Origin of the sequence: Variovorax endophyticus (assembly GCF_025376855.1) — a bacterium.
Classification (GTDB): domain Bacteria; phylum Pseudomonadota; class Gammaproteobacteria; order Burkholderiales; family Burkholderiaceae_C; genus Variovorax.
Window position 1 is genome coordinate 307483 of sequence record NZ_JAHUTH010000005.1, and the last position, 13106, is coordinate 320588.

Here is a 13106-nt window from a genome sequence, read left to right on the forward strand (position 1 = left end):
ACCCGCGCGGGCCGCAAACACGGCGGGCGGTGGGGGTCATTCGTAGACTTCGGCATCCGGGTCGGTGGCTTCCATCTCGTAGCTGGCGGCGACCATCGCGAGACGTCCGACCACGCCGTACATGTAGAAGCGGTTGGGCGCGCTGGCGCCGGGCTTGGCGCCGGGCTGCGGCAGGTGCGCGCTCTCGGAGAAGGCCAGCGGCACGAAGCTCGCGCCCGGCAGCTTGAGGTTCTCGTCGGGCGCGCTGTCGGCATGCACGCGGTAGAAGCCGCCGACCACGTAGCGATCCATCATGTAGACCACGGGCTCGGCCACGCCGTTGTGCACGCGCTCGTTGGTCAGCACGCCCTCCTGCACGATGATCTCGCCCGGTTCGCGGGCACCGGCCGGCCGGGCGGCCGCGCCGCGCGCCTTGCCCACGAGGCCCTCGACCTCCTTGGCGTCGCGCACCGTCAGCACGCGCGGGCCGTCGGCGCCGCTCTGGCCCTTGACCACCACGAAGGGCTTCTCGTTGATGCCGTATTCCTTGTACTTGCGGCGCACCTTGGTCAGCACCGCATCGACGTGGCTGGTCAGCACGTCGAGGCCGCGGCCCTCGGCGAGGTCGACGCCGTCGGCGCGCGCGTAGATCGGGTTGATGAGCCAGGGATCGATGCCCAGCAGCTTGCCGAAGCGCTTGGACAGCTCCTCGTAGCTGTGCAGGTGGTTGCTCTTGCGGCGCACCGACCAGCCCGCGTGCAGCGGCGGCAGCAGGTACTGCTCGTGCAGGTCCTCGAGGATGCCGGGCGTGCCCGCCGAGAGCGCGTTGTTCAGCAGGATGGTGCAGGGGTCGAAGTTCTTCAGGCCCAGGCGGCGCTTGGTGCGCACCACCGGCTCGAGCGTGACGACGTCGCCGTGCGGCAGCTCGATCTTCTTGGGCGACTTGATCGCCGGGTCGATCGAGCCCACGCGCACGTTGAGCCCGGCCATGTGGAAGATCCGCACCATCTGCGCCACGTTGGCCAGGTAGAAGCTGCTGTTCTTGGCGTTGTTCTCGGGGATCACCAGCAGGTTGCGCGCCTCGGGACAGATCTTCTCGATCGCGGCCTGCGCGGCCTGCACCGCCAGCGGCAGCATTTCCTTGGTGAGGTTGTTCCAGCCGCCGGGAAAGAGGTTGGTGTCGACCGGCGCCAGCTTGAAGCCCGCGTTGCGGATGTCGACCGCGCTGTAGAAAGGCGGCGTGTGCTCCATCCACTCGAGCCGGAACCAGCGCTCGATGGCGGGCATCGAGTCGAGCACCCGCTGCTCCAGTTCGTTGATCGGGCCGGTCAAGGCTGTGACGAGATGCGGAACCATGCGGCGGCCTTCTTTGTTTTCTACTTAACGGTATGCGGGATTCTAGGATTTGGGGACACGAACCCCGATGACAAGCACCATGGCCTACGTGGAATCCACACGCGCCGCCGATGCGAAGGGCACCGCAAAGCGCCCGTCGCGCCCCCTCAGGTCCGGACTTCGCCCTGCCCCAGCACCACGTACTTGAGCGAGGTCAGCCCCTCGATGCCCACCGGTCCGCGGGCGTGGAACTTGTCGGTGCTGATGCCGATTTCGGCCCCGAGGCCGAACTCGAAACCGTCGGCGAAGCGTGTGCTCGCATTGACCATGACGCTGGCCGAATCGACCTCGCGCAGGAAACGCTGGGCATTCACGTGGTCGCGCGTGACGATCGCGTCGGTGTGGTGGCTCGAGTAGTGGTTGATGTGCGCGATGGCCTCCTCGAGGCCCGCCACCACCTTGATGCTGATCACCGCGGCCAGGTATTCCTCGGACCAGTCGGATTCCACCGCATCGACCACCTTTGCTCCCGGATCGATAGCACCATCGGCTCGCAGGATCTGGGCCGCAGCCGGATCGCAGCGCATCTCGACGCCCTTGGCGGCGAAGATGGCGCCGATCTTCGGCAGGAAGTCCTCGGCCACCGAGGCCGACACCAGCAGGCCTTCGGCGGCATTGCAGGGGCTGTACTTCTGGGTCTTGGCGTTGTCGACGATGCGCAGCGCCATGCCGAACTCGGCCGTGTCGTCGACGTAGACGTGGCAGTTGCCGTCCAGGTGCTTGATGACCGGCACCTTGGCATCGCGGCTGATGCGCTCGATCAGGCCCTTGCCGCCGCGCGGGATGATCACGTCGACGAACTGCGGCATCGCGATCAGCTGGCCCACGGCCTCGCGGTCGGTGGTCTGCACCAGCTGCACCGCCTCCACCGGCAGGCCGGCCTCGGCCAGCGCCTCGGACACCAGCAGTGCCAGCGCCTTGTTCGACTCGATGGCCTCCGAGCCGCCGCGCAGGATGGCGGCGTTGCCCGACTTGATCGCGAGGCTCGCGGCCTCGATGGTCACGTTGGGGCGGCTCTCGTAGATCATGCCGAAGACGCCGATCGGCACGCGCATCTGGCCGACGCGGATGCCGCTGGGCTGCTGCTTCATGCCGATGATCTCGCCGATCACGTCGGCCATGCCCGCGAGCTGCTCGCAGCCGAGGGCGACGGTCTCGATCACCTTGGGACCGAGCTTCAGGCGGTCGACCATCGGGGCCGACAGGCCCGCGGCCGTGGCGCGCTCGAGGTCCTTCTGGTTGGCCGCGGCCAGCACCGGGCCGGCTTCGCGCAGGCGCCGGGCCAGCGCCTTCAACGCTACGTTTTTGGTAGCTGCATCCGCACGCGCCATGAGGGCGGCGGCCGTTTTTGCCTGCAGACCCAGGGTCTGCATGTGTTCACTGACATTGAACGCGTTCATGGGCGGCATTTTCCCACGCCAACCCTGCGGGCGGCTGACGCCGGGAATTCAGGCGCGGCGCGGTGCCGCGGCGGCACCGTTGCCGCAGGCGCGGCACAGCATCAGCGCCAGCCGCTGCAGCGCCTGCCAGCCGCCGGCCGGCCAGTCGGGCTGCTTCAGGCCCTTGACGATGCCGTCGACCAGGTGCGCCGCGCGCAGCAGCCGCGCCAGCATGCGGTCGTCCAGCCGCGGCAGCACGCGCTCGAAGGCGCGCTCGCGCGGGCCCCAGATGCGGTTCTCGCGCAGCGCCATCGGCAGCGGCCGGCCCGCGGCCATCGCATCCTTCACGCGCTTGAGCGCGCGGATGTCCTCGGCCAGCGTGTAGTGCACCAGCACCTCGGCCTCGCCCTCGGCCTGCAGGCCGTCGAGCATGCGCGCCACGCGCTGCGGGTTGCCGCCGAGCACGGCCTCCGACAGCTTGAAGACGTCGTAGCGCGCGACGTTGTTGACCGCGCCCTCGACCTCCTCCCAGCCGAGCTCGCCCTCCGGATGCAGCAGCGCGAGCTTCTGGATCTCCTGGTGCGCCGCGAGCAGGTTGCCCTCGACGCGGTCGGCGAAGAACTGCAGCGTGCGCTGGCCCTCGTCGCCGGGCTTCACGCGCTGGCCCTGCAGCGCGAGCCGCTGGGCGATCCACTGCGGCAGCGCGGCGCGCTCGATCGGGTCGACCTGGATGCTGGCGCCGTGGTTCTCGAGCGCCGAGAACCAGGCGCCGGTGCGCGTGGCCTTGTCCAGCCGCGGCAGCATCACCAGCGTGAGCGTGCCTTCGTTCGAGGCCGCGCCCTCGGCGATCTGCTGCAGCGCGACGCTGCCGTCCTTGCCGGGCTTGCCCGAAGGAATGCGGATCTCGACCATCTGCTTGTCGGCGAACAGCGAGAGCGAGCCGCCGGCCGCGAGCACCGCGCTCCAGTCGAAGTGCGCGCCCGCCACGGTGTACGAGCTGCGCTCGGTATGGCCCTGCGCGCGCGCCGCCGCGCGGATGGCGTCGGCCGCCTCCTGCGCGAGCAGCGGCTCGTCGCCGTGGATCGTGTAGAGCGGCTTCAGCCCCTTCTGCAGGTGGGCCGCGAGCTGGGCGCTGGCGAGCTGCATCGCGTCAGCGGCCGCTCACAGCGTCTTCACCGCCCCGAGGCGGCGCACCAGCTGCTGCGCGATGTCGACCTGCATGTCGCGGAACAGCAGGTCGGCCTCGCCTTCCTTGGCCAGCGCGTTGGTCTCGTTGAAGGTCAGGTCGCGCGTCTGCATGAGCTCGGTGGCCGCCAGCAGGTCCTTGCCGCCCTGCGCGTGCAGGCGGAAGCGCACCTTGAGCACGAGCTGGATCTCGCGCAGCAGGCCGACCGAGTTGGTCGACACCACCAGCCGCTCGCGGTCCTCGCCGAGGATCTCGAGCACCGCCTCCGCGGTCTTGTCGTCGCCCGGCAGCAGGGTCACCGTGCCGGCCGCGCGCAGGTTGCGGCGGATCTGGTTGACCAGCGCCGAATTGCCCGAGACCGCGATCGACTTGAAGGCGAAGACCGGCGGCTTGCGCAGCTCGAAGCCGCAACCGGCCAGGCCCAGCGAGGCGCCGCCGGCGGCCAGGCCCAGGAGGAAGCCGCGGCGCGGCAGCGAGACAGTGCGGATGTTCATGCTTGGCTTGTTCAAATGACCACGTTGACCAGGCGGCCCGGCACCACGATCACGCGCTTGGCGCTCGCGCCCGGCGCGAAGGCGGTGAAGTCCTCGCAGGCCAGCGCGAGCTTCTCGATCTCTTCCTTCGAGGCGCCGGCCGGCACCAGCAGCTTGCCGCGCAGCTTGCCGTTGACCTGCAGCATCAGCTCGATCTCGTCCTGCGCCAGCGCATCGACGTCGACCGTGGGCCAGGGCGCGTCGAGCAGGGCGCCGAGCGCCTGGTCGTAGCCGAGCTCGGTCCACAGCTGCTGGGCGATGTGCGGCGTGGCGGGATAGAGGCAGCGCAGCAGGATGCCGAAGCCTTCGTGCAGCGCGGCCGCGTCGCCCGCGCTGCCGTCGGGCTTGAAGCCCTCGAGCGCGTTGAGCAACTTCATCGCGCCCGACACCACGGTGTTGTATTGCATGCGCTGGTAGTCGTAGTCGACCTGGCGCAGCACGGTGTGCACCTCGCGGCGCAGCGCCTGGGCCGGCTTGCCGTAGGCCGGCTTGCCACCCGCGGGGGTCGCGACGGCGGACTGCGCCGCGCCGAAGTTCCACACGCGGCGCAGGAAGCGGAAGCTGCCCTCGACGGCCGCGTCGTTCCACTCGAGCGTGGCTTCGGGGGGTGCCGTGAACATGGTGTACAGGCGCGCGGTGTCGGCGCCGTACTTCTCGATCAGGTCCTGCGGGTCGACGCCGTTGCGCTCGCTCTTGCCCATCTTGCCAACGCCGCCGTACTCGACCTTGGTGCCGTCGGCCGCGGTGCCGCCGACGATGCGGCCCTGCGCGTCGAGCTCGGGCGTGACTTCCGAGGGCGGAAAGTAGTCCTTGCCGCCCTTCTCGTTGCGCGCGTAGAAGATCTGGTTGAGCACCATGCCCTGGGTCAGCAGCTTGCTGAAGGGCTCGTCGGCCTTCACCAGGCCGAGGTCGCGCATCACCTTGGTCCAGAAGCGCGCGTACAGCAGGTGAAGAATGGCGTGCTCGATGCCGCCGATGTACTGGTCCATCGGCATCCAGTAGTCGGCGCCCTCGGCCACCATCGCCTGGTCGTTCTTCGGATCGCAGTAGCGCATGAAGTACCACGACGAGTCGACGAAGGTGTCCATCGTGTCGGTCTCGCGCCGCGCGGCCTTGCCGCACACCGGGCACACCACGCCGGCATGGAAGCCCTCGTGCTTGTTCAGCGGATTGCCGGAACCGTCGGGCACGCAGTCGGTGGGCAGCACCACCGGCAGGTCCTTCTCGGGCACCGGCACCGCGCCGTGCTCCTCGCAATGGATGATCGGGATCGGCGTGCCCCAGTAGCGCTGGCGGCTCACGCCCCAGTCGCGCAGGCGCCAGGTGGTCTGCAGCTCGCCCAGGCCCTTCTGGCCCAGCGCATGCGCCACGGCGGCCACGGCCTCCTTGTAGGTCATGCCGCTGAAGTTGTCGGAGTTGATGGTCACGCCGCGCTGCTTGTCGCCGTACCAGTCCTGCCACTTGTGATAGTCGAAGTGCGGCTCGTCGTCGACCAGCACCACCTGGATGATCTCGATGCCGTACTTGTTGGCGAAGGCGAAGTCGCGCTCGTCGTGCGCGGGCACGCCCATCACGGCGCCGTCGCCGTAGCCGATCAGCACGTAGTTGCCGACCCACACCGGCACCTGCTCCTCGGTGATCGGGTGCGTCACCGTGAGGCCGGTGGGCACGCCCTTCTTCTCCTGGGTGGCGAGCTCGGCCTCGGTGGTGCCGCCGCTCTTGCACTCCTCGATGAAGGCCGCGACCTTGGGATCGAGCGTGGCGGCATGCGCGGCCAGCGGATGCTCGGGCGCGACGGCGCAGAAGGTCACGCCCATGATGGTGTCGGCGCGCGTGGTGAACACGTACATGCGGCCGTCCTGGATCGGCTGGCCGTCGGCGCCCTTGATGTCATGGGTGAAGGCGAAGCGCACGCCCTCGCTCTTGCCGATCCAGTTCTCCTGCATCAGCTTGACGCGCTCGGGCCAGCCCGGCAGCTTGTGCTGGGTGTGCTCGAGCAGTTCCTCGGCGTAGTCGCTGATCTTCAGGTAGTAGCCCGGGATCTCGCGGCGCTCGACCGTGGCGCCGGTGCGCCAGCCCTTGCCGTCGATCACCTGCTCGTTGGCCAGCACGGTCTGGTCGACCGGGTCCCAGTTCACGACCTGGGTCTTGCGGTAGGCGATGCCCTTCTCGAGCATCTTGAGGAACAGCCACTGGTTCCACTTGTAGTAGCTCGGATCGCAGGTGGCGATCTCGCGGCTCCAGTCGATCGCCAGGCCCATGGCCTGGAGCTGGCCCTTCATGTAGGCGATGTTCTCGTAGGTCCACTTGGCCGGCGGCACGCCGTTCTTCAGCGCCGCGTTCTCGGCCGGCAGGCCGAAGGCGTCCCAGCCCATGGGCATCAGCACGTTGTAGCCGCTCATGCGCAGGTAGCGCGTGAGCATGTCGTTGATCGTGTAGTTGCGCACGTGGCCCATGTGCAGCTTGCCGCTGGGATACGGCAGCATCGAGCAGGCGTAGTACTTCTTGCGGCTCGCGTCCTCGGTCACGCGGTAGGCATCGGCGGCGCTCCATTGCGCCTGGGCAGCGGACTCGACGTCGCTGGGTTTGTAGCTGGGGTTCATGACGGGGTTCGGCAGGAGCCCGGCGCGGGGCGGCCGGGAAGGCGGATTATCGCGCCCCGGCCGCCCGGCTCCCGCCGGGCCGGGCCATTCAGCGGGCTTTGGGTGCCGGCCGCCGGTCGGGCGGCGGCGCGGGGGTCCATTCGTCGCCGTACAGCTCGGGCTCGGCGTAGGCCTCGATGTTGGCGAAATGGCGCTCGAAATCCTCGCGGTAGAACAGCCCCGCGATGCCCGCGGCCAGCCGCTTGGCGCCGTCGCTGATGGCCGGGATGTCGCCCGAGACCGTGCCGTGCGAGAGCGCGGCCGGATAGCAGAAGCAGTGGATGCGCGCGAGCCCCGGGCAGGCGCCCGCCACCCGCTCCTCGAACTCGAACGCCGGGCCCAGGTCGGGCGAATCGGCCAGCTCCTGGTCCTCGTCGCCGGGCGCGGGCACGAAGCGCTCCTTCCAGGTCCGCACATGGGGCGCGATGGCGGCGAACTCGGGGCGCGCGGCCCAGTCGACCTTGAAGCCGGTCGAGACGATCAGGAAGTCGAACTCGAAATCCGCGCGCGGCGTCGCCACGCGGATCGCGCCGTCGCCGGCCAGCGCCACCGCCTCGACCGGGCAGCCGAAGTTGAAGAAGGCGTTGGCGAAGCGCGACACGCGCAGGGTGCTGCCGTGCGGCGGCGGCACGTTGAGCCGGTTGATGTAGTGGCGCACGCGCCACTTGTTCTCGTCGGGCAGGTCGTAGTGCCCCTGGGTCAGGCCCGGCACGCCGGCGCCCTTGCCCTTGTTGACGCGCGGCAGGTCGGGGCGGCGGATCAGCAGCTCGACGCTGCGCGCGCCGGCCTCCAGCGCGGTGGCGGCGCTGTCCATGGCCGAGGAGCCCGCGCCGATCACGCCCACGCGCAGCCCGGCGAGCCGGCCGTAGTCCATGGCGTCGGACGAATGCGCCCAGCGCTCGCGCGGCAGCCCGGCCACGAAATCCGGCACCGCCGGGCCGCCGAGGCCGTCGCGCCCGGTGGCCAGCACCACGCGGCGCGCGAACACGCGCCGCGCGCCGGCGGGCGTGCGCAGGTCCAGCCGCACCAGCGCGCCGCCGGCCTCGGGCACGATCGCCGTGACCGCGCTGTCGTTGCGCACCTCGAGCGCCATCGCGCGCCGGTACCAGCGCAGGTAGTCCATCCATTGCAGCCGCGGGATCTTGTCGAGCGCGGCCCAGGCGGCGCCGCCGTGCTGGGCCTCGAACCAGGCGCGGAAGCTCAGCGCCGCGAGCCCCAGCGCCGGGCCGGTGAGCTCCTTCGGCGAGCGCAGCGTCTCCATGCGCGCGGTGGTGGCCCAGGGTCCCTCGAGACCTTCGGGCGCGCGGTCGAACACCACGGCGTGGATGCCCTGGTTCGCGAGCGCGGCCGCCGCGGCCAGCCCGGCCTGCCCGCCGCCGACGATGGCCACGTCGAGCACCGCCTCGCCCTCGTGTTCGCAGGCCGGCATCCAGGCGCGGGCGCGCCAGCCCAGGATGTCGAGGTCGCGCGCGAGCCGGCGCTCGAGCGCGGGCAGCCCTTCGGCATCGGAGGCGGGGGGCGGGGAACCCGCGTTGGCGTGGGGAATCGTCTCTGTCATGGAGCGCGTGCAGTGTAGAGAGTCGCGGGGCGCGCACGAGCGTACCGCTGGCCCGGATTTCGCATGCCACAATGATTTCAGACCAAGGGACAGCATGGGCAGCAGCAGCAGCAACGGCAGCAAGAGCGATGACTGGTGGCGCGGCGCGGTGATCTACCAGATCTATCCGCGCAGTTTCATGGACAGCAACGGCGATGGCATCGGCGACCTGCCCGGCATCACGGCGCGGCTGCCGCACGTGGCCTCGCTCGGGGTCGACGCGATCTGGGTCTCGCCCTTCTTCCGCTCGCCGATGAAGGACTTCGGCTACGACGTGGCCGACTACCGCGCGGTCGACCCGATGTTCGGCACCCTGGCCGACTTCGACGCCATGCTCGCGCGGGCGCACGCGCTGGGCCTGAAGCTCGTCATCGACCAGGTGCTCTCGCACACCTCCGACCAGCACGCCTGGTTCGCCGAGAGCCGCGCGAGCCGCGACAACCCCAAGGCCGACTGGTACGTGTGGGCCGACCCCAAGCCCGACGGCACGCCGCCCAACAACTGGCTCTCGGTCTTCGGCGGGCCGGCCTGGCAATGGGATTCGCGCCGCCGCCAGTACTACCTGCACAGCTTCCTGGCCGAGCAGCCCGACCTCAACTTCCATTGCCCCGCGGTGCAGGACGCGCTGCTCGGCGAGGTCGGCTTCTGGTGCGAACGCGGCGTCGACGGCTTCCGCTTCGACGCCTGCAACCACCAGTTCCACGACGCGCTGCTGCGCAGCAACCCGCCGGCCTCGGCGCAGTCGGTGGGCGAGGTCAGCACGGTGCGCGCCGACAACCCCTACGCGATGCAGCAGCATCTGTACGACAAGAGCCAACCCGAGAACCTGCTGTTCCTCGAGCGGCTGCGCGCCCTGCTCGAGCGCCACGGCGCGGTCGCGCTCGGCGAGGTCGGCGACGAGAACGCGCCGCCCGTGATGGCGCAGTACACCGCGCGCGGCCGGCGCCTGCACCTGGCCTACAGCTTCAGCCTGCTGACCGCCGACCACACGGCGAAGCACCTGCGCCAGCAGGTCGAGGCGCTCGACCATGCGCTCGCGGCCACCGGCGGCTGGGGCTGCTGGGCGGTGTCGAACCACGACGTGCCGCGCGTGGCCACGCGCTGGAGCGACGGCGCGGCGCCCGACGTCCGGCGCAGCCGCCTGTGGCTCGCGCTGCTGCTGTCGCTGCGCGGCAGCGCCGGCATCTACCAGGGCGAGGAGCTGGGCCTGCCCGAGGCCGAGGTGCCGTTCGAGCTGCTGCAGGACCCCTACGGCCGCGCCTTCTGGCCCGAGTTCAAGGGCCGCGACGGTTGCCGCACGCCGATGCCCTGGCGCGGCGGCGACGCGCAGGGCGGCTTCACCACCGGCACGCCGTGGCTGCCGATGTCGCCCGCGCACCTGCCGCTGGCGGTCGACCGCCAGGAAGGCGATGCTCGGTCGATGCTGGCCTTCAGCCGCGCGATGCTGCGCTGGCGCCGCGCGCAGCCGCTGCTGCACACGGCAGCCATCGCCTTCTTCGACGCGCCCGAGCCGGTGCTGTGGTTCGAGCGCCGCGAGGGCGCGAATTCACTGCAGGCCGTGTTCAACCTCGGCGCGGCGCCGGTGTCGATCATGCTGCGCGAAACCCTGCGCGCCGTGGCCGATACGCCACTGGCGTCGACCGCGACGCTCGGCGGCGCCGACGGTCGCGCGCTCACGCTGGCGCCCTTCGGCGCCTTCTTCGGCGAACCGATCACCGACTGACCCCATGGCCCCGACGCAACTGCCCGAAGCCGAAGTCCATGCGCTGATGCGCGCCGAGCACGGCGACCCCTTCGGCGTGCTCGGCCCGCACGAGACCGCGCGCGGCCTGGTGGTGCGCGCGCTGCTGCCCGGCGCGCAGGGCGTCACGGTGCTGCATGCGCGCTCTGGCTGGCCGTTGGCCACGCTCGAGCGGCACGAGGGCTCCGACCTCTTCGCGGGCCTGGTGCCCGCGGCCCAGGCGCGCATGGGCTATGCGTTCCAGGTCGACTGGGGTTCGCACGTCTCGCGCATCGACGACCCCTACCGCTTTCCCTTCGTGCTCGGCGACACCGACATCTGGCTGCTGGCCGAGGGCACGCACCTGCGCCCCTGGGAGCGCCTGGGCGCGCACCTGCGCGAGATGGACGGCGTCAAGGGCGTGGCCTTCGCGGTCTGGGCGCCGAATGCGCGCCGCGTGTCGGTGGTCGGCGACTTCAACAACTGGGACGGCCGGCGCCACATGATGCGGCTGCGCCGCGAGTGCGGCGTGTGGGAGGTCTTCGCGCCGCACGTGGCGGTGGGCGATGCCTACGAGTTCGAGATCCTGTCGGCGCAGGGCGAGCTGCTGCGCAAGGCCGACCCCTTCGCCTTCTCGTCGCGGCTGCGGCCCGACACCGCCTGCGTGGTGCGCCCGCTGCCGCCGGTCGCCACCATGCCCGCGGGCCGCGCCAAGGCCAACGGGCGCGACGCACCGATCAGCATCTACGAGGTGCACCTGGGCTCGTGGCGGCGCAAGAACGGCCACGAATGGCTGGACTACATCGAGCTCGCCGACACCCTGGTGCCCTACGTGCGCGACATGGGCTTCACCCACATCGAGCTGCTGCCCATCACCGAGCATCCGTTCGACGGCTCCTGGGGCTACCAGCCGATCGGCCTCTATGCGCCGACCTCGCGCTTCGGCACCCCGAGCGACTTCCGCTTCTTCGTGGCCGCGGCGCATGCAGCCGGGCTCGGCGTGATCCTCGACTGGGTGCCCGCGCACTTCCCGACCGACGCGCACGGCCTGGGCCGCTTCGACGGCACGGCGCTGTACGAGTACGCCGATCCGCGCGAGGGCTTCCACAACGACTGGAACACGCTGATCTTCAACTGGTCGCGCACCGAGGTGCGCAACTACCTCGTGGGCAACGCGCTGTACTGGCTCGAGCGCTACGGCATCGACGGCCTGCGCGTGGACGCCGTGGCCTCGATGCTCTACCGCGACTACAGCCGCGGGCCCGGCGAATGGGTGCCCAATGCGCAGGGCGGGCGCGAGAACCTCGAGGCGATCGAGTTCCTGCGCCGCATGAATCGCGTGGTGGGCACCGAGCGCCCCGGCGCGGTGACGATCGCCGAGGAGTCGACCAGTTTTCCCGGAGTGACGCGCCCGCCCGAGGACGGCGGGCTGGGCTTCCACTACAAGTGGAACATGGGCTGGATGAACGACACCCTGGCCTACGCGGGCAAGGACCCGGTGTATCGGCCGCACCACCACCGCGAGATCACCTTCGGGCTGATGTACGCGCACAGCGAGAACTTCGTGCTGCCGTTCTCGCACGACGAGGTGGTGCACGGCAAGGGCTCGATGATCGCGCGCATGCCGGGCGACGAATGGCAGAAGTTCGCGGGGCTGCGCAACCTGTACGGCTATCTCTGGGCCTATCCGGGGAAGAAGCTGCTGTTCATGGGGTGCGAGTTCGCGCAGATGGCGGAGTGGAATGCGGATCGCAGCCTTGATTGGCATCTGCTCGAGCACGCATCGCATCAAGGGGTGCGGCGGCTGGTGCGGGATCTCAACAACGTGTATCGGCACTATCCGGCGTTGCACGAGCTCGACCATGAAGGGGCGGGGTTCGAGTGGCTCGTGCATGACGATACGGCGCAGTCGGTGTTTGCCTTTGTTCGTTGGGGGCGGGATGGGGCGTTCGTTTTGGCCGTCTGCAACTTCACGCCTGTGGTTCGGCATGGGTATCGGGTGGGGGTGCCTTGTTCGGGGTCCTATCGGGAGATCATCAATACCGATGGGGTTGTTTATGGGGGGAGTGGTGTGGGGAATGGGGTGGTTGCGAGTGAGGCTTTGGCTTGGCATGGGAAAGTCGACTCGGTGGTTGTTGACTTGCCGCCCTTGGCTACGTTGATGTGGGTGTTGGTTTGAATTTGAGTTGTTTGCCTTGCGACGGACAGTTGGCCGGGTCTCGCCCCGGCGGGCGACTTACTTTCTTTGTCTCGCCAAAGAAAGTAAGCAAAGAAAGGCGACCCCGCTGTCTGTGTCCCTCCGCTTCGCTGCGGGCAACCTGCGGTGCTCGGAGAAAGCGGGGGTCCGCAGAACTCGCTGCGCTGCGCTCCGCTCAGACAGCTGCGGCCCTGATCCCGCTTTCTCCTGCGCTCCTCGGCACAGCCAGAGGGGATGAGGGTCAACGCGCCATGGCGCGTCCTTGTGTGGGGTGCGCGAGCGCGGACGTTGTTGATCTTGTGTCAAGGCCGAGCAACGCGAAGGCCCGAAGGGCTTGCTCGGCCGAGCGCAGCGATGGCCCGACCCACCCCCTCTGGCTGCGCCGAGGAGCGCAGCGTTTCGCGGACAAGGGCTCGCAGCTGTTTGAGCGAAGCGAGTTCTGCGAGACCCCGCGAAACGCGAGCACCGCAGGTTGCCC

8 protein-coding genes are annotated in these 13106 nt (G+C 69.8%); 2 read left to right on the plus strand and 6 right to left on the minus strand.

Going from position 1 to position 13106, the window contains the following annotated elements; translation table 11 throughout:
• Window positions 1–36: 36 nt before the first annotated feature.
• The 6 genes from gshA to KV106_RS09355 all read right to left on the minus strand — a co-directional run bounded on the left by gshA (window position 37) and on the right by KV106_RS09355 (window position 8672).
• Window positions 37–1335: a glutamate--cysteine ligase gene (gene gshA / locus KV106_RS09330; protein WP_261209481.1), complete on the minus strand. Its 1299-nt coding sequence runs from the start codon at window positions 1333–1335 to the stop codon at window positions 37–39.
• A 146-nt stretch (window positions 1336–1481) separates the two neighbouring features.
• The gene (locus KV106_RS09335) at window positions 1482–2774 is read right to left on the minus strand and encodes a glutamate-5-semialdehyde dehydrogenase (protein ID WP_261209483.1); all 1293 of its coding nucleotides are present in this window, start codon (window positions 2772–2774) and stop codon (window positions 1482–1484) included.
• Window positions 2775–2822: 48 nt separating this feature from the next.
• Window positions 2823–3899, minus strand: a complete 1077-nt coding sequence (gene holA, locus KV106_RS09340) for a DNA polymerase III subunit delta (RefSeq protein WP_261209494.1) — start codon at window positions 3897–3899, stop codon at window positions 2823–2825.
• 15 nt (window positions 3900–3914) lie between these two features.
• Window positions 3915–4433 (minus strand): LPS-assembly lipoprotein LptE, encoded by a 519-nt coding sequence (locus KV106_RS09345; protein WP_057593840.1) that lies wholly within the window; start codon window positions 4431–4433, stop codon window positions 3915–3917.
• 11 nt (window positions 4434–4444) lie between these two features.
• On the minus strand, window positions 4445–7075 hold the full coding sequence (leuS, locus tag KV106_RS09350) for a leucine--tRNA ligase (RefSeq protein ID WP_261209496.1): 2631 nt from the start codon (window positions 7073–7075) through the stop codon (window positions 4445–4447).
• 88 nt (window positions 7076–7163) lie between these two features.
• The gene (locus KV106_RS09355) at window positions 7164–8672 is read right to left on the minus strand and encodes a flavin-containing monooxygenase (protein WP_261209498.1); all 1509 of its coding nucleotides are present in this window, start codon (window positions 8670–8672) and stop codon (window positions 7164–7166) included.
• A gap of 94 nt (window positions 8673–8766) precedes the next feature.
• Between KV106_RS09355 and KV106_RS09360 the strand changes: the two genes are divergently transcribed.
• Both KV106_RS09360 and glgB read left to right on the plus strand, forming a co-directional pair.
• Window positions 8767–10434, plus strand: coding sequence for an alpha-amylase family glycosyl hydrolase (locus KV106_RS09360; protein ID WP_261209500.1), 1668 nt, complete (start codon window positions 8767–8769; stop codon window positions 10432–10434).
• Between the two features lie 4 nt (window positions 10435–10438).
• Window positions 10439–12610, plus strand: coding sequence for a 1,4-alpha-glucan branching protein GlgB (gene glgB / locus KV106_RS09365; RefSeq protein WP_261209519.1), 2172 nt, complete (start codon window positions 10439–10441; stop codon window positions 12608–12610).
• Window positions 12611–13106: the final 496 nt, after the last annotated feature.